Source organism: Micromonospora sp. CA-111912 (assembly GCF_050948415.1).
In the GTDB taxonomy this organism is placed as follows: Bacteria; Actinomycetota; Actinomycetes; order Mycobacteriales; family Micromonosporaceae; genus Micromonospora.
This window is the reverse complement of record NZ_CP192007.1, coordinates 376245-393011: the sequence shown is the minus strand read 5'-3', so window position 1 is coordinate 393011 and position 16767 is coordinate 376245. Positions and strand designations below refer to the sequence as shown.

The window sequence follows — 16767 nt, the reverse complement described above, 5'->3', positions numbered from 1 at the left end:
GGGGGACGCCCGGCAGGGACCCCGCGTCAGCGGGGGCGGACGGGGACCACCAGGGGGCCGTGCTCCCCGGGGAGGACGCGGACGGAGGCCCGGTAGTGGGTCGCCAGGAGGTGTTCGGTGAGCACGTCACGGGGCGGCCCGGCCGCGGCGACCCGACCGGCGGCCAGCAGGACCATCCGATCGGCGTACTCGCCGGCCAGGGAGAGGTCGTGCATGGTGGCGAGGACGGTGAGGCCGTGCTCGCGGCGGAGCTGGTCGACCAGCTCCAGCACCTCCTGCTGGTGGCCGATGTCCAGGGCGCTGGTCGGCTCGTCGAGCAACAGCAGGGTGGCCCCCTGGGCGAGCGCCCGGGCCAGGAAGACCCGCTGCCGCTCGCCCCCGGAGAGGGTGGCCAGCTCACGGTGGCCGAAGCCGTCCAGGTCGAGGCGGTCCAGCACGTCCCGCACGGCGGCCAGGTCGGCGGCGGACTCCCGGCCCAGCGACGGGATGTACGGGGTCCGGCCGAGCAGCACGTAGTCGAAGACCGACATGCCGGCCGGGACCACCGGGGACTGGGCGACGGTGGCCACCACCCGGGCCCGGTCGCGGCGGCGCAGCGCCTCGCTCGGCGTACCGAACAGGGAGATGGCCCCCGGCGCGGGCAGCAGGCCGCCGACGGCGCGCAGCAGGGTCGACTTGCCGGCGCCGTTCGGGCCGATGACGGTGACCCACCCGCCCGGCTCGACGCGCAGGTCGACGCCGCGCAGGACCGGCGCGCCGTCCAGGGTGACGTGCAGATCCCGCACCTCTACGGCGGGTGCGCCGGGCGGCGGGCCGACGCCGGCCGGGGTGCTCACGTGAGCACCCGGCGGGCGGTGCGCAGGACCAGCACGAAGAACGGGCCGCCGAGCAGCGCCGTGACCACGCCGATCGGGATCTCGGCGGGGGCGGCGGCGGTCCGGGCGACCACGTCGGTCAGCGCCAGGAACGCTCCGCCGAAGAGCAGGGACAGCGGCAGGACGACCCGGTAGCTGGACCCGGCGAGCAGCCGCACGGTGTGCGGGACGATGATCCCGACGAAGCCGATCAGCCCGGACGCGGAGACCGCGGCGGCGGTGCCGAGCGAGGCGGCGGCGATCAGCAGGTACCGGGAGCGCTGCGGGTGCAGGCCGAGGCCCCTGGCCTCGTCGTCGCCGACGGACAGCACGTCCAGCTCGCGGCGGTGCAGCAGCACCACGACCGTGGTGAGCAGGAAGTACGGCAGAACCAGCCGGACGTCGTGCCAGCCGGCGGTGGCGAGCCGGCCGAGCAGCCACGAGTAGACCTGCTGGATGGTGTCGGCGTTGCGCTGGAGCAGGTACGTCTGCCCGGCGGAGAGGAACGCGGACACGGCCACCCCGGCCAGGATCAGCGTCGCCGTCGAGCGTTCCCGCCCGCCGGCCGCCCCGAGCAGGTAGGTCATGGCGACCGCGCCGAGCGAGCCGACGAACGCGGCCAGCGGGATGGTGACCGGCAGCCCGGTCAGCGCGCCGCCCGCCCCGGCGCCGAGGGCGATCACGGCGGTGACCGCGAGCCCGGCCCCGGCCGCCACCCCGAGCAGGTACGGGTCGGCCAGTGGGTTGCGGAAGACACCCTGGTAGCAGCCGCCGGCCAGGGCGAGTAGACCGCCGACCAGCAGCCCGAGCACCACCCGGGGCAGCCGCAGCTCGGTGACGATGGCGATCTCGCGCTCGGTCAGGCCGCTGTCCAGGCGTACCCCGGGCAGGAGGTTGAGCAGCTCGGCCGCGACGCTGCCGGGGGGCAGGCTGACCGGGCCGAGGGAAACCCCGGCGATGAGCGCGACCAGCACGGCCACCACCCCTGCGGCCAGCCAGCCGGGCCGCAGCCCGGCCGGCCGGCCCCCGGGGGTGGGGGTCGGTGCTTTCCGCACGGCGGTGGGCCCGGTCAACGCCCGCCGCCCAGGGTCACGCCGGCACCTTGGCCACGGCGTCGACGACGGACCGGAGCAGGTCGACGACCCGCGGGCCCCAGCGCGAGGCGACGTCGTCGTCGAGCGCGACCACCTGGTTGTTCTTGACCGCGGTGACGCCGGCCCAGCCGCTGCGCGCCTTGACCGTCTCGGGGCTCTGCTTGCAGCACTTGGTGTCGGCCAGGAAGACGAAGTCGGGGTTCGCCTTGACGATGATCTCCTGGGAGAGCTGCGGGTAGCCGCCGTTGCGGCCGTCGGCGTCCGACGGGTCGGCGATGTTCTCCAGGCCGGCGAGGGCGTAGATCGAACCGATGAAGGTCTTGCTGGTCGCGCTGTACAGCTCCGGGCCCAGCTCGTGGTAGTAGGTCAGCTTCGTCGACCGCTGCGGCAGGTCCTTGGTCAGCTTGGTGATGTCGTCCTTCATTCGCTTGACCACATCGGCCGCCTCGGTGGGGTGGCCGGTGAGCGTGCCGAGGTCGGTGAGCTGCCGGTAGGAGTCCTCCAGCGTGACCGCCGCCGGGGTGAGCAGCACCGGGATCTTCAGCGTAGTGAGCTGCTCGACGATCTTGTTGGTGTTGTTGGAGAGCACCACCAGGTCGGGGCTCTTACCGGCGATCGCCTCGGCGTTCGGCTGGAAGCCGGACAGGTCGCTCTTCGGCGCCTCCGGCGGGTGGTTCGACTGGTCGTCGGCGGCCGTGACCTGCCTGCCTGCGCCGATGGCGAAGAGCATCTCGGTCGCGCTCGGCGCAAGCGAGACGATCTTCTCCGGGCGCTTCTCCAGCGTCAGCCTGCCGACGGTGGCCGGGAACGCGGCGGCCGCCGAGCTGCCGCCTGCGGCGGGGGTGTCGTCGGAGCTCTTCTCGGCGCAGGCGCCGAGCGCGAGCGCGGCCACCGCGAGGGTCGCGGCGAAGAGCCGGGGGGTACGTCGGAACACATGTCCTCCTGTCGGTCGAGGAGCGTGGTGCTTCGCCGACAGGAGCCGTGGTGCGGATGCCCGTCCGCGAGGCGCCCTTCCTCGAAGGCGCGTGTCGCGACCGCGCCGCAGGCGACCTGGCTCGCCACACACACCGCAGCGCCGGCCGATCGGCCGACGCCTGGAAGGAGCCGGCCGTCGTGGCCGGCCCCACGCCCGCCCCGGAGGGGGACGGGACGCCACGGGTGGGGCATCACAGTTGCGGGACAGCGCCGGATTCACACCGGTTTCGCTGCGGAATGGTCGGTGCCACGGTAGCGCACGCTCCGCGCGCACCTGGCTGAGCTAGGGGCTATCTCTCTGCGCGCACGCCCCGTCACGGGGTGGGGCCCGGTCCGACCCCACCCCGCAGGACGGTCAGGCGCAGTACTGCGCCTGCTTGTTGATCACCCGGTACGGGCAGTCCGCGTACTCGGAGAGCAGCAGCACCGCCTCCTTGTTCCGCGAGGTCTGGGCGGGAATGACCTCGTCGGGCGGGTAGAAGCCGCCGCCGCTACCGGACGAGCCGGGGTACATCTCGAAGGTGTACGCCCAGATGCCGTGCGTCGCCCACATCCAGTCGAGGCTGTCGCCGTCGGTGATGTAGAGGTCGCTCGACTGCTCCGGGGTGTACCCGTTGGTGGCCGCCATCCGCTGGCCGAGTGTGGCGAAGGTGCTGTACTGGTCGGCGGTCATGCCGGTGGTGGTGTTCGCCGTGGTGTAGCCGAACGGCCAGAGCACGAGCTGCGAGTACGTGTGCCAGTCGATGTTGGCCTTGATCTGCTGCACCCCGCCGACGACCCGGCTGTTGACGAAGTCGCGCATCGCCCGAGTCTCCGGGGCGGAGAAGGCCGACGGGCCGCGGTAGGTCAACGACGACGCGGAGCCGGACGAGCCGCCGCAGCAGCCCCACTTGTAGCCCCAGTTCCGGTTCAGGTCGGTGCCGACCGCCGTCGAGCCGCTGTTGGGCTGCCGGTTCTTGCGCCAGGACCGGTACGACCCGGTGGCGATGTCGTACTCGCTGCCGTCGGGGTTGACGGTGGGGACGATCCAGATCTCCCGGGAGTTGACGATGTTGGTGACCCGGGAGTCGCTGCCGTAGCTGTCGGTGAACATGTTGAGCAGGTAGATCGCCATCTCGACGGTCAGGTGCTCGCGGGCGTGCTGCTGGGAGTTGAACAGGATCTCCGGCTCGGCCTCGTCGGTGCCGACGTTGTCGGAGATCTTCACCGCCATCAGGTCCCGGCCCTCGTGCGACCGGCCGATGCTGGTCTTGCGCGCGATGGTCGGGTGGTCGGCGACCACCTTGTCGACCGCGGCGGTGAGCTCGGCGTAGTCGTGGTAGTTCGAGTCGGCGGACGGGAAGCCCAGGGTGCCGATCTCCCCGGCGGGGGCGGCCGGGACCACCTCCTTCTCGAGCCGGAAGCCGAGCTGCCGGATCGCCGCCGCCTCGTCCGTGGTGGCCGAGACGTGCAGGATGCCGTGCTCGCTGGAGTCGATGGCGGCGCCGGTGCGGGCCACCGCGTTGCGGTCGGCCAGGGTGCGCGGGCCGAGCACCCGGTACTCGGCGGCTGACTGCTCGGCAGTGCTCTCCGGGGTCGGTCGCGCGGAGACGGGGCCGGTGGCGACGGTGAGGCCCAGGCCGGCGGCGGTGGCGAGCACCAGCGCGCGACGCAGGCGGGCGGGAGTACGGAAGGCCATGGACAACCTCCTCAGGGCACGGGGTGATCCCGTTCTGTGACGCACACTTCACCACCTGTCACATGGTCATATCAATATGTTTCGCTTCTTTCCCCATCCCGACCTGATCCTCACATCGGCAACGGTTTTCCATCCCTCAACATCTGGCGAAACTTCCCTCCAAGCGGGATAGTGACCGGCAAGTACGCCCCCCGACCCGCCTCACTTCGCGGAGATCCCATGGTCAGCAGAGCCCTGCGCGCGGTCGCCCTTGCCGGCGTCGCCGCGCTCGCCCTCGGCGGCGCGGCCGTCCCCGCCCCCGCCAGCGCCCATCCCCCCACCGTCGCCCACGACGAGGAGATCACCTTCCAGGAGTGGTCCCGCTACCCCGACTGGCGCTCCGGCGACCACCAGGGCACCCGGGCCGTCCCCGGTCACCGCACCGGGATCACCATCGGCCGGCCCGCCGGCACCACCGAGTTCACCGACGAGCACAGCGGCACCACCGCCACCTGGGAGTACGCCACCTGGACCTCGCCGCGCACCAAGATCGGCTTCGACGCCACCGAACTGGTCGCCTCGTGGAACGCCGAGACCCCGGCGGGCACCTGGATCCAGGTCGAACTCCAGGGCACGTACAACACCGGTGACCAGACCCCGTGGTATGTCATGAGCCGCTGGGCCTCCGGCGACCAGGACATCAAGCGGGCCACCCTGGACGGTCAGGGCGACCCGTGGTCGAGCGTGTGGACCGACACGTTCTCGATCGACGACGCCGAGGCCGGGGTCCTGCTGCGGTCGTACCAGCTGCGGGTCGGCCTCTACCGCAAGCCCGGCCTGAAGGCGTCGCCCCAGGTCCGGATGCTCGGCGCGATGAGCTCCAACGTCCCGGACCGGTTCACCGTCACCCCGAGCCGGGGCGGGATCGCCTGGGGCACCGAGCTGGCCGTCCCGGCCCGCTCACAGATGATCCACTCGGGTAACTACCCCGAGTGGGGCGGCGGCGGTCAGGTCTGGTGCAGCCCGACGTCCACCACGATGGTGCTGGAGTACTACGGCAAGCTGCCGTCGGCGCAGGACATGGCCTGGATCACCCCCGGCTACGTCGACCCGCAGGTGGCCCACGCCGCCCGGATGACCTGGGACTACGAGTACGAGGGCGCAGGCAACTGGCCGTTCAACACCGCGTACGCGGGTAGCTTCTCCGGCATCGACGCCCGGGTGACCCGACTGCACTCCCTCGACGAGGTGGAGCGGTTCATCAAGGCCGGCATCCCGGTGATCACCTCGCAGTCCTTCCTCGCCACCGAGCTGGACGGGTCGAACTACGGCACCGCCGGCCACCTCTTCGTGATCGTCGGCTTCACCGCCGACGGCGACGTGATCGTCAACGACCCGGCGTCGTCGTCGAACGCGGAGGTGCGCAACGTGTACAAGCGGGAGCAGTTCGAGGAGATCTGGCAGCGCACCAAGCGCTACCGGGCCAACGGCACGGTGGCCAGCGGATCCGGCGGCATCGCGTACCTGGTCAAGCCGGCGAACCGGCCCTGGCCGGTAGTCCGGGGCTCGACCAACTGGTAGGAAAACGGCACCGGGCCCGGCTCGTCCTCAGGGACGGCCCGGGCCCGGCTTGCGCTCAAGCCCGGCTTGCGCTCAGGGACGGCTCGCGCTCAGGCCCCCTCGCGTTCAGGCCCGGCTCGCACTCAGGGACGCTGGTCGCCGGGGCCGCCCTCGGCGGGCTGGTCGTCGCCGGCCAGCGCGGAGCGCAGCCGCTCCTTCTCGGCCCGACGCCGCTCGGCGGCCTCCGCCATCTCCCCGGCCATCTCGTCCCGCCAGCCCCTGAGCAGGAAGAACGAGAGCGTGGCGGAGAACGCCAGCGCCAGCATCAGCTGCAGGAAGATGTTCATCCCGACCGGCCAGAGCGCCACGAAGACCACCACGAACAGCCCGATCCGGCCCAGCGTGTACTTGACCGCCGCGCTCACGTTCGCACTCCGTTCTCCGCCGGCTCACCGGCGGGAGGATTCAGCCGCCGGCTCACCCGGGCGGGAGGGTTGTTCAGCCCGTCCGCCGGGCCAGCCAGTGGACGCCAGGAAACCACACCACCGCGTACACCACGGTGAACGCGGTGGCCGCGAGCCCGCCGGACACCAGGGGCGGCAGCCCGTCGGTCAGGCCGGCCACCAGCAGGCCGCCGACCACGGCGAGCGCGGCCGCCGCCAGCGCGGCCACCACCCGGGCGGCGCCGAACTCCCAGGCCCGGAAGTCCTCCCAGTACAGCCAGGCGGGCAGGATGATCGCCAACCAGCCGTTGGACCGGCCGAAGTCGCCCGCGCCGACCGTGGCGAAGCCCCAGTCGAGCAGCAGGAGGGCGAGCAGGCCGATCACCATGCCGGCGAGGCTCACCCCGAGCAGGTCGCCGAGCGCGACGACGCGCCCCTGGGCATCGCGCCGGGGAAACCCGCCCTGGTCCGGCTGACTCGACTCGCTCATGGCATCCGAGGGTACGGGCCGGTCAGGCCCAGACCTGCTGCGGCTCGGACCGGCGCTCGGCCAGCGACGGGGCGGCGTCGTACTCGCGGACGACCTCGTAGCGGGTGTTGCGCTCGACCGGACGGAAGCCGGCGTCCCAGATCAGGTGCAGCAGGTCGTCCCGGTGCATCGTGTTCGGGGTGCCGTACGAGTCGGCGTCGTGGGTGATCTTGTATTCCACGACCGAGCCGTCCAGGTCGTCCACGCCGAAGTTCAGCGAGAGCTGGGCGACCGAGAGGCCGTGCATCACCCAGAAGTTCTTCACGTGCGGGATGTTGTCGAACAGCAGCCGGGAGACCGCGAAGGTCTTCAGCGACTCGGCCGGTGAGGCCATCGTGGTGCGGGCCTGGATCCGGTTGCGGACCTTGCCGTCCGCCGAGTCCACGAAGTCGTGCTGGTAGCGCAGCGGGATGAAGACCGCGAAGCCGCCCGTCTCGTCCTGAAGCTCGCGCAGCCGCAGCACGTGGTCGACCCGGTGCCGGGGCTCCTCGATGTGGCCGTAGAGCATCGTCGCCGGGGTCTTCATGCCCTTCGAGTGGGCCAGCGCGTGGATCCGCGACCAGTCCTCCCAGTGGCAGGCGTGGTCGACGATGTGCTGGCGGACCTCCCAGTCGAAGATCTCCGCGCCACCGCCGGTCAGCGACTCCAGGCCGGCATCCATCAGCTCGTCGAGGATCTCGTCGGCGGACAGGCCGCTGATCTTCTCGAACCACTGCACCTCGGTCGCGGTGAAGCACTTGAGCTTGACGTTCGGCAGCGCCGCCTTCAGCTCGCGCAGCACCTTCGGGTAGTAGCGCCAGGGCAGCGTCGGGTGCAGGCCGTTGACGATGTGCAGCTCGGTGAGCTGCTCGTCCTCCATCTCCTTGGCCTTGCGGACCGCCTCGTCGATGCGCATCGTGTACGCGTCCTTCTCGCCGGGCTTGCGCTGGAAGGAGCAGTACGCGCACGACGCCGAGCAGACGTTGGTGAGGTTGAGGTGCCGGTTGACGTTGAACATCACCCGGTCGCCGTTCAGCTCGGTGCGCCGGTGGTGGGCCAACCGGCCCAGCCAGGTCAGGTCGTCGCTGTCGTAGAGGGCGATCCCGTCCTCGCGGGTCAGCCGCTCCCCCGCGTACACCTTCGCTTCGAGCTCACGCTTGAGTCCGGCGTCCATCGAAAGCCACGTCCCTTCCACCTGCGGTCCGGTCGAGCCTACGTCGGGTCTCCGACGGGATGTCTGCCCGGTCGGGCACAGCGACGTAGTTCACCGAACTCACAGCCGGTCGTTACCCGTTACCGCATCGACATCTTTGCTCCCGTGCGGTAAGACAGGGTGGGGCTCGCCACAAGCCAGGGCGCGCCACCGCCGCCGCGCCGACCGCGCGCGGTCACAGGCACGCCGGACGGGGAGCGGAATGGTGCAGAGCCAGCAGAGCCAACGACGGAGGCGTCCGCTGTTCTCTCCGGTGCTTCGACCGATGCTCTGGTCCGCCCTGCTCAGCGCGGTCGTCACGGCCGCGCTCGCCACCCCCGCGTACGCCGAGCCGCCGCTGCCCAACGTCGTCCCCGACACCGGGTCCCGCCCGGTCCCCGCCGTCGGGTTCCAGCTGCCCGGCGTGAACGGCTCCGGCGGGTTCCCCGGCACGGGCAGCCCTGCCACGCCGTTGGCGCCCCTCGGCAACGGTCCGCTCGCCGCCGTGATCGCCGCCGCCGAGGCCCAGGTGGGACTCCTCGGCGACCAACTACTCGGGCTGCGCCAGACCCGCACCGAGGCCGAGGCCCAGCTCGCGACCGCCGACCAGGGCCTCAAGACGGCCCGCGACGGCCTGACCAAGGCGCAGGACGGCGCCGACACCGCCGCCGCGGGCGCGTTCAAGGCCGCAGCCGCGTTGCCGCCCGGCGAGTTCGCCCGAGACCTGCACGGCCTCAGCATGCTCACGCAGATCACCCGGGGCGAGCAGGCCGACGGCGCCACCACCGGCGCCGCCGGCGAGCTGGCCCGGGCCCGCGCCGCCGAACAGTTCGCCTACCAGGCGTGGATGGCCGCCGACACCCGGGTGGGCACCGTCCGGGAGCAGTACGCCGCCGTGGAGAAGTCGCGCCGCGAGCAGGAGGCGAATCTCCTCAAGCTGCGCAAGGACAACGCCGCGCAGCTCATCGAGCTGGAGCGTCAACAGGAGGCGGTCGAGCAGCGGCTCGGCGCGTCGTACGTCCAGGGGCAGAGCACCAACGGCCTCACCACCAGCCCGGTCGCGCTGGCCGCGGTGCGTTACGCCCTGGCTCAGCTCGGCGACCCGTACGTCTGGTCCGAGGAGGGCCCGGACGCCTTCGACTGCTCCGGCCTGATGTGGGCCGCCTACCGGTCGGCGGGCTACCGCCAGCTCCCCCGGGTCTCCCGCGACCAGTACTACGCGACCCGGGGCCGGGCGGTGAGCCAGGGAGCCCTACTCCCCGGTGACCTGCTCTTCTTCGCATCCGGCAGTAGCTGGACGACAATCCACCACGTCGGGATGTACATCGGCGGCGGCAAGATGGTCCAGGCCCCGACCACCGGTCAGACAGTGAAGATCTCCACAGTCGGTTGGTCCCGGCTCTACGCCGCGACCCGGGTGGTCGGTGCGGTGCCCGGCACGCCCGCGCCCACGCCCACGTTCCCCACTCCGAAGCCCACGAAGCCGACGAAGCCGCCGACCACGCCGAAGCCCACGCTTTCCCCCACGCCGACGAAGTCCCCGACGCCCAAGCCGACGACGCCCAAGCCGACGACCCCGTCCGCGCCGCCGTCCAGCTCGTCGCCGAGCCCGTCGCGCTCGCCGTCGCCGAGCCCGTCGGACACCCCGCCGCCGGTGCCGACCACCCAGTCCAGCAGCCTGGCGCCGAGCAGCAGCGCCTCGCCGACGGCGTCGACGACCGAGGCCGGCTGAGGCCAACCGTCCACTCCGGCTGTGCGGCCGGGCAGGAATGTGGCACCGTGACACCCAGACACTTCCGGCCCGGCGCCACGGGTGCGGGGGCGAGCGCGGGCACGGAGGAACACCATGGGCGAGCAAGAGGTTCCGGCGGAGACGGTCGGCCCCGGATCCACGCCCGGCCCCGCCGACCGCGCGGCCGGCACGGAGGACGCCCGGGCCCGTGCGACATCGGGTGACGACCCGGCGGTGACACCGGGCCGCACCCGCGACCCGTCCGGGCCGACCGGGCGGGCGGCCGTGCCGGCCGGAGCCGCGCGCGCCCGGGTGAGCGTCGCCACCGCCGCCGCCCCGCCGCAGGGGGTCACGCTGCCGGCATCGGGCGGCGGGACCACCTACCGCACGGGCACGTCGTCGTCCGGTGCCGCCCCTGTGCCGGCGCCGGCACAGCCCTCGGCCACGCCGCCGGACCAGCACCGCCCCGCCGCGCCGGCGACACCGTCGTCCTGGTCGGGTGCCGCCACGGCCGAGCGGCGCACCACCGCGCCCGCGACGGGTGACGGCGTCCCCGCTCCGGAGCCCGCCGACGGGACCCCGGCAGCCCCGGCCGGCAACCTCGCCGTGGGCCACAGCGACGCCTCCGACGCCGCTACGGCCGGCCCGGCGACCGCCCGGCCAGCACCCGTCGTGCCGGCCCAGCGCAGCGGCGACGCCGCGCCCGCGACCGCCCGGGCCAGCGCCTCGGTGCCTGGCCTGAACCGGATCTCCACGCGCGAGGTGGCCGGGGCTGCGAGGAACGCCGGTTCTTCCCGGGGCTCCGGTGGGACGACGCAGGGCAGCGCCAAGGTGTACGGGTCGACCCCGGTGAGCCCCGAGCCTCCCGAGCCGGCGCGTCCACCGGAGCCGGCCGAGCCACCGGCGCCGCCCGTCCCGGAGCCGGAGCCCGCCCCGGTACCCGTGCCGGCGCCGGCCCCGCCGACGCCGGTCCCCGGCCCCACCCCGCCGTCGCCGAATCCCCCGGTTCCCGAGCCGACGCCGCCGGGCCCTGGCCCGATCCCACCCGCACCCGGCCCTGGCCCGATCCCACCCGCACCCGGCCCGATCCCACCCGTACCCGGGCCGCCGGTGCCACCGCCACCACCCCCCGGCCCGATGCCGGCACCGCCGTTCCCGCCGCCGCCGCTGACCGCGGCGTCGTCGGCGTCGGCGTCGGCGGTGCAGTTCCTCCCCGGCCGGCCGGCCTCCGCACCGCCGGCCTCCGCACCGCCGGCTCCGGACGCCGGCGCGGACTGGCCTGCGCCGACGGTGGGCACCACAGGCCCGATCGCGGGAGGGCCGCCACCGGCGAGCCGACCGTCGTCCGCACCGCCGGCCTCCGCACCGCCCCCGGTGGTCCCGGCTCCCGCGCTGCCGGCCTGGCCGCCGTCCGAGCCGGCCTCCCACCGCGGCGGTCCCACAGGCCGTCCGGGCGCGCCGGGGTCGTCGACGCCGGGCCGGCCGGTCTCCGGCGTACCCGCTCCCACCGCCGGCCGACCGACCCCCGGCCTGTACGGCGCCGCCGCGACCACCGCCTGGCCGGCGACGCCGACGACCGGGGTGCCGGGCGGCAGGGCCCCCGCCGGGCCACCCGGCCTGCCGGAGCCGGGGACCGCCGATCTGGCCAGCACCGCGTACGGCACCGAAGGTCCCGGGTTCGCCACGATCGCGCTGCCGACGGGGGCCGCGCTGGACAACTCGGGCTCCCTGACCGGGCACATCCTCGCCCAGGGCTGGACGGACGTCCCGACGCCCCGGTCGAGCACCACCAAGGTCGTGGCCGTCCTGGCGGTGTCGCTCGGCCTGCTCGTCGCGATCAGCGTGTTGGTCGTCCTCGTGGCCGGCGACGCCATGGACGGGCTGGTGGGGGGTTTCCTCAACAAGTGACGCCGCGGGCGATGGTGAGCCCGACCACTACCCCTCGCGGCGCGGTGGCGGGTTTGCCGGTCCGCCGTACACTTGTGTCGATCACTGACCTTGGCGCGCATGAGGCGCGCCCTTGGGCGATCTTGCGGGCGATCCGGCGGCGTACAGCTGCGGCAGGCCATCGCGAAGATGCGCCCCGCTCGAAAGGCATTTCTTGACCACCTTTGCTGACGCCAGCACGTTCCCGTCCGCCTTCGACGCCTCGGCCGGACAGACCCATCCGGCCGGCACCGGTGACGCCGCCGTCACCACCGCACCCGAAGAGCCCACCCCGGCCGCCGTCGACCTTGACGCCGCCGCCGACGCGACCTCGGCCGCCGAGGTCGACGCCACGCCGGAGCCCAAGGCCGACTTCGCCGCCCTCGGGCTGCCCCAGTCGCTGGTCCGGGCGCTCGACCGGCAGGGCATCACCACGCCGTTCCCGATCCAGCGGGCCACCGTTCCCGACGCGCTCGCCGGCCGGGACGTCCTCGGTCGGGGCCAGACCGGTTCCGGCAAGACCCTCGCCTTCGGCCTGCCGCTGATCGCCCGGCTCGCCGAGCGCAACCGGGCCCGCCCGCTGCGCCCGCGGGCCCTGGTGCTGGTTCCCACCCGGGAGCTGGCCATGCAGGTCAACGACGCACTCGTGCCGCTCGGCAAGGCGGTCGGGATCTTCCTCAAGACCGCTGTCGGCGGCGTGCCGTACGACCGGCAGATCGACGCGCTCCGCCGCGGGGTGGAGATCGTCGTGGCCACGCCCGGACGGCTGGGCGACCTGATCAACCGGGGCGTCTGCCAGCTGGACGACGTCGAGGTGACCGTGCTCGACGAGGCCGACCAGATGGCCGACATGGGCTTCCTGCCCGAGGTCACCGAGCTGCTGGCGAAGACTCCTGCCAGCGCCCAGCGGCTGCTCTTCTCGGCCACCCTGGACGGTGACGTCGACTCGCTGGTCAGGCGGTTCATGACCGACCCGGTCACCCACTCGACCGCCCCGGCCACCGCCGCGGTGTCCACCATGGACCACCACCTGCTGCTGATCCCGCCGCACGAGAAGTTCGCCGTGACGGCCTCGATCGCGGCCCGGTCCGGCCGGACCATGCTCTTCGCCCGGACCCAGCTCGGCGTGGACCGGTTGGTCGAGCAGTTCGCCGCCGTCGGCGTGCGGGCGGGTGGGCTGCACGGCGGGAAGACCCAGAGCATGCGGACCCGCACCCTCGCCGAGTTCCGCGAGGGTCGGATGGACGTGCTGGTCGCCACCGACGTGGCGGCCCGGGGCATCCACGTCGACGGGGTGTCCCTGGTGCTGCACGTGGACCCGCCGAAGGACCCGAAGGACTACCTGCACCGCGCGGGGCGTACCGCCCGGGCCGGCGAGTCCGGCGCGGTGGCCACCCTGGTGCTGCCGAAGCAGCGCCGGACCACCCTGGCGATGCTGGAGAAGGCCGGGGTCGAGCCGACGGAGAGCCGGGTCCGGGCCGGCGACCCGGTCCTGGCCGAGCTGACCGGGGCCCGCGAGCCCAGCGGCGTGCCGGTCCGCGCCGAGCCGTCGGCGACCCGCCGGAACGGCGACCGCCCGTCCGGACCGCGCCGGTTCGAGGACCGGGGCGAGCGCCGCTACGGCGACCGCCCCACCGGCGAGCGACGCTACGGGGACCGCCCCACCGGTGAGCGACGCTACGGGGACCGCCCCACCGGTGAGCGTAGCTACGGCGACCGCCCCACCGGCGAGCGACGCTATGGCGACCGTCCCACCGGCGAGCGTAGGTTCGGTGACCGTCCCACCGGGGACCGTCCCACCGGGGACCGCCGGTTCGACGACCGGGGCGAGCGGCGGTTCGCCGACCGACCGACCGGTGAGGGCTTCGGCGGCGAGCGTCGGTTCGGGGACCGTCCGCACGGCGAGCGCCGCTTCCCGGAGCGGGGCGAGTCCGGCGGGGACCCGCGCACCGGCGACCGGCGGGGCGGTTTCCGGCCCGAGGGACGCGGACGGGACGACCGGCCGCGCGACGACCGGCGCGGGTTCGGCGGACGGCCGCCGGCGCGTACCCACTGATCTGACGAAGACCGGAACGCCGTCGCGGAGCCCACGCTCCGCGGCGGCGTTTCCGCATGCGCTGCCGGCGCTCGCGTCGTGGCGTAACGTCCGGTTCATGCCGACCATGCCGAAGTCGCTGTTCTGGGCCCGGACGGACACCGCCGGTGCCGAGCACGCCCTGCTGGACGACCGGGACGGGCTGACCGCGCGAGGTGTCGCGGTGGCCGTCGACCCGATCGCCTACACCTGCCGCTACCAACTGGCCACCGGGCCGGACTGGACGGTCCGCCGGCTGGAGGTCGAGGCGGAAGGGGCGGGCTGGCAGCGGAGCGTACGGCTGGAACCGGCCGGTGACCGGTGGCGGGTGACCACTTCCGAGCAGGGCGACCTGGACGCCGCGCTGCGGGCCGCCGGGCGTCCCCCGGCCGGGCTGCCGGGCACCGACGAGCCGGACCGGCTGGCCGACGCGGTCGACGTCGACCTCGGCGGGTCGCCGCTGTTCAACACCCTCCCGGTACGCCGGCTGCGGCTGGCCTCGGCGACGGCGGACACCACGCACCGGATCACCGTGGCGTGGGTGCTGGTGCCCAGCCTGGCGGTGGTCCCCGCCGAACAGGTCTACTCGGCGCTCAGCGCCGGCCGGGTCCGGTTCGCCAGCGGCACCTTCACCGCCGACCTGGACGTCGACCCGGACGGCTGGGTGCTGCGCTACCCGGGCCTCGCGGAGCGGATCCCGGGGCGCTGACGCGCACGTCGGCGTCCCCCGCAGCCCCGGCCCGCCGGCCGGTCACCCGCCGGCCCCGCCGCCGGGGGCCGTTCTCCTACCGGGGCCAGGCGCCGGTGGCGAGGAAACGGTCGACGGCGGCCAGGTGCGGGGCGAGGTCGAGCCCCTGCCCGGCCACCCAGTCGTCGGCGTAGTACGTGTCGGCGTACCGGTCCCCGGGGTCGCAGATCAGGGTGACCACCGAACCGGCGCGCCCCTCGGCGAGCATGCCGGCGATCAGCCCGAACGCGCCCCAGAGGTTGGTGCCGGTGGAGCCGCCCACCCGGCGGCCGAGCAGGGCCGAGCCGGCCCGCATGGCGGCCAGGGAGGCGGCGTCGGGCACCCGGACCATCCGGTCCACCACGGCGGGCAGGAACGACGCCTCGACGCTGGGCCGGCCGATGCCCTCGATCCGGGAGCCCCGGCCGGTACACACCGACCAGTCGGCCGCCTGCCAGGCCGGGTAGAACGCCGAGTTCTCCGGGTCGACCACGCACAGCTTGGTGGGCAGCCGGCGGTACCGGGTGTACCGGCCGATCGTGGCGCTGGTGCCGCCGGTCCCGGCGCCGACCACGATCCAGGCCGGCACGGGGTGCCGCTCCAGCGTGAGCTGCGCGTAGATCGACTCGGCGATGTTGTTGTTGCCCCGCCAGTCGGTGGCCCGCTCGGCGTAGGTGAACTGGTCCATGTAGTGGCCGCCGGAGTCCTCGGCCAGCCAGCGCGCCTCGACCACCACCTTCGCCGGGTCGTCGACCAGGTGGCAGCGCCCGCCCTGGAACTCGATCTGGGCGATCTTCTCGGGTGAGGTGGACGCCGGCATCACCGCGATGAACGGCAGCCCCAGCATCCGGGCGAAGTACGCCTCGGAGACCGCCGTGGAACCGGAGGACGCCTCGATGACGGTCGTCCCGGGGCCGATCCAGCCGTTGCACAGCCCGTACAGGAACAGCGAGCGGGCGAGCCGGTGCTTGAGCGAGCCGGTCGGGTGCGACGACTCGTCCTTGAGGTAGAGGTCGATTCCCCACTCCCGGGGGAGCGGGAACGGCAGCAGGTGGGTGTCGGCGGACCGGTTGGCGTCCGCTTCGACCGTGGCGATCGCCCCGGTCACCCACGTCCGGCTGGCTTCGTCGCACCGGTCGAGATGAGTCACGTGCGAAAACGTAGCAAGACGGGTCAGGCCCGGCCGGAGCCGCCCCGGCGGCGCTGCCGCCGCTGCCCGGCCCGACCGGTGGCCCGGATCAGCGGGGTCAACCCCACGGCGAGCCCGGGGAGCGCGTCGAGCAGCCGGACCTGCGCGCCGCGCCAGCGGGGCAGCGCCACCACGGGCCGCGGCCGCCGGGCCAGCCGGACCGCCCGCGCGGCGACCCGCTCGGGGGTCAGCAGCGTCCCGGTGAACGACGCCACGGCCCCCGGGTCGTCGAGCCGGTCGTGCAGCATCGGCGTCCAGATCCCGTCCGGGCACAGGCACGAGACGTGTACGTCCCGGTGCCCGGCCGCCCGCAGGTCGGCCAGGGTGCCCAGGCTGAACGCGAGGAGGGCGTGCTTGCTGGCGGCGTACATCGTCTCGCCGGGGGCGGCGACCAGCCCGGCCAGCGAGACGACGTTGAGCACGTGCCCGCGCCCCTGTGCCCGCATCACCGCCAGCGCGGCGAGGGTGCCGGCCATCGCGCCGAGGGCGTTCACCTCGATGATCCGGCGGCGGGTCCGCTCGTCCTGCTCCCAGGCGGGGCCGGTGGCCAGGATGCCGGCGTTGTTGACCCAGAGGCCGAGGCCGTCGGGCGACCGCCCGGCCGCCTCGGCGGCCACCGCCGCGCAGGCCGTCTCGTCGCGCACGTCCAGCGGCCGGGACCAGCCGCCGAGCGGCGCGGCCACGGCGGCGACGGCGTCGGCGTCCAGGTCGGTGAGCAGGACAGGCCAGCCGTCGGCGTGCAGGGCGGCGGCCAGCGCGCGGCCCAGGCCACCGGCCGCGCCGGTCACCACGGCCGTTCCGCGCACGGGCGACGTCACCGGCGCAACCTACCGCCG

14 protein-coding genes and 1 pseudogene are annotated in these 16767 nt (G+C 74.0%); 5 read left to right on the top strand and 10 right to left on the bottom strand.

The genetic code is table 11. The annotated features are described in order from the left end of the window. Positions 1–26: 26 nt before the first annotated feature. The 4 genes and pseudogenes from ACQPZO_RS01875 to ACQPZO_RS01860 all read right to left on the bottom strand — a co-directional run. Complete coding sequence (locus tag ACQPZO_RS01875) at positions 27–836, bottom strand: ABC transporter ATP-binding protein (RefSeq protein ID WP_433346458.1); 810 nt, start codon at positions 834–836, stop codon at positions 27–29. Then, a complete protein-coding gene (locus ACQPZO_RS01870; RefSeq protein ID WP_433346456.1) occupies positions 833–1909 on the bottom strand; it encodes a FecCD family ABC transporter permease in 1077 nt (358 codons plus the stop codon). Before ACQPZO_RS01870 ends, ACQPZO_RS01875 begins: the two co-directional genes overlap by 4 nt. Before the next feature lie 34 nt (positions 1910–1943). After that, entirely contained in the window at positions 1944–2882 is a 939-nt protein-coding gene (locus ACQPZO_RS01865; RefSeq protein ID WP_433346454.1) for an ABC transporter substrate-binding protein, read from the bottom strand. A gap of 402 nt (positions 2883–3284) precedes the next feature. Further along, positions 3285–4601: pseudogene (locus tag ACQPZO_RS01860) on the bottom strand (M14 family metallopeptidase); the annotation flags it as partial. A 219-nt stretch (positions 4602–4820) separates the two neighbouring features. On the opposite strand from ACQPZO_RS01860, the gene ACQPZO_RS01855 reads away from it, so the two are divergent. After that, positions 4821–6161, top strand: coding sequence for a C39 family peptidase (locus ACQPZO_RS01855; RefSeq protein ID WP_433346452.1), 1341 nt, complete (start codon positions 4821–4823; stop codon positions 6159–6161). Between the two features lie 122 nt (positions 6162–6283). Here ACQPZO_RS01855 and ACQPZO_RS01850 read toward each other — a convergent pair whose 3' ends face one another. The 3 genes from ACQPZO_RS01850 to mqnE all read right to left on the bottom strand — a co-directional run bounded on the left by ACQPZO_RS01850 (position 6284) and on the right by mqnE (position 8265). Beyond that, a complete protein-coding gene (locus ACQPZO_RS01850) occupies positions 6284–6565 on the bottom strand; it encodes a DUF4229 domain-containing protein (RefSeq protein ID WP_387020696.1) in 282 nt (93 codons plus the stop codon). 73 nt (positions 6566–6638) lie between these two features. Next, a complete protein-coding gene (locus tag ACQPZO_RS01845; RefSeq protein WP_387020694.1) occupies positions 6639–7073 on the bottom strand; it encodes a hypothetical protein in 435 nt (144 codons plus the stop codon). A 22-nt stretch (positions 7074–7095) separates the two neighbouring features. After that, complete coding sequence (gene mqnE / locus ACQPZO_RS01840; RefSeq protein WP_161689024.1) at positions 7096–8265, bottom strand: aminofutalosine synthase MqnE; 1170 nt, start codon at positions 8263–8265, stop codon at positions 7096–7098. A 241-nt stretch (positions 8266–8506) separates the two neighbouring features. Between mqnE and ACQPZO_RS01835 the strand changes: the two genes are divergently transcribed. Next, entirely contained in the window at positions 8507–10015 is a 1509-nt protein-coding gene (locus tag ACQPZO_RS01835; RefSeq protein ID WP_433346449.1) for a C40 family peptidase, read from the top strand. Between the two features lie 380 nt (positions 10016–10395). Here ACQPZO_RS01835 and ACQPZO_RS01830 read toward each other — a convergent pair whose 3' ends face one another. Next, positions 10396–11313 (bottom strand): hypothetical protein, encoded by a 918-nt coding sequence (locus tag ACQPZO_RS01830; protein ID WP_433346447.1) that lies wholly within the window; start codon positions 11311–11313, stop codon positions 10396–10398. Between the two features lie 76 nt (positions 11314–11389). Between ACQPZO_RS01830 and ACQPZO_RS01825 the strand changes: the two genes are divergently transcribed. The 3 genes from ACQPZO_RS01825 (at position 11390) to ACQPZO_RS01815 (ending at position 14724) form a co-directional block, all read left to right on the top strand. Beyond that, a complete protein-coding gene (locus ACQPZO_RS01825; RefSeq protein ID WP_433346446.1) occupies positions 11390–11923 on the top strand; it encodes a hypothetical protein in 534 nt (177 codons plus the stop codon). Between the two features lie 193 nt (positions 11924–12116). Next, positions 12117–13997: a DEAD/DEAH box helicase gene (locus ACQPZO_RS01820; protein WP_433346444.1), complete on the top strand. Its 1881-nt coding sequence runs from the start codon at positions 12117–12119 to the stop codon at positions 13995–13997. A 97-nt stretch (positions 13998–14094) separates the two neighbouring features. Then, positions 14095–14724: a putative glycolipid-binding domain-containing protein gene (locus tag ACQPZO_RS01815; protein ID WP_433346442.1), complete on the top strand. Its 630-nt coding sequence runs from the start codon at positions 14095–14097 to the stop codon at positions 14722–14724. A 76-nt stretch (positions 14725–14800) separates the two neighbouring features. On the opposite strand, the gene ACQPZO_RS01810 is transcribed toward ACQPZO_RS01815, so the two are convergent. Further along, positions 14801–15892 (bottom strand): PLP-dependent cysteine synthase family protein, encoded by a 1092-nt coding sequence (locus ACQPZO_RS01810; protein ID WP_433346440.1) that lies wholly within the window; start codon positions 15890–15892, stop codon positions 14801–14803. A gap of 23 nt (positions 15893–15915) precedes the next feature. Continuing rightward, a complete protein-coding gene (locus tag ACQPZO_RS01805; protein WP_433346438.1) occupies positions 15916–16749 on the bottom strand; it encodes an SDR family NAD(P)-dependent oxidoreductase in 834 nt (277 codons plus the stop codon). Between the last annotated feature and the right edge of the window lie 18 nt (positions 16750–16767).